The sequence below is a fragment of the Bacillus sp. SIMBA_005 genome (assembly GCF_046535585.1).
GTDB classification, from domain to species: domain Bacteria; phylum Bacillota; class Bacilli; order Bacillales; family Bacillaceae; genus Bacillus; species Bacillus pumilus.
Window position 1 is genome coordinate 1 of sequence record NZ_JAWRWI010000720.1, and the last position, 256, is coordinate 256.

1 protein-coding gene is annotated in these 256 nt (G+C 50.0%); it reads right to left on the reverse strand.

Annotation, left to right across the window (positions count from 1 at the left end):
* A partial coding sequence (locus SB660_RS21950; protein ID WP_410584558.1) for a sensor histidine kinase occupies positions 1-256 on the reverse strand: 256 nt, incomplete at both ends.

The following is a 256-nucleotide window of genomic DNA, read 5'->3' on the forward strand; positions in this document are numbered from 1 at the left end:
GCCTGGAATGCAAGCTGCAAGGCTTTTTCAGATTTCCCCAGCTGGATGAGACCGGCGATCGTGTGCAGCTTATTCATATGCTCATGGTTTTGGACACGGAGCGCCTCCACAAAGTTTCTGACACCAGTCAATTCCTCTGCCATCTTGGCCGCTTCCGTTCTGTCCTGAAAAATCGCAACGGCGCCGATCACTTTTTTCTTCATGACGATCGGAATTCTGCTGCTCATGATCACCTTACCGCTGACACGAATTTCTT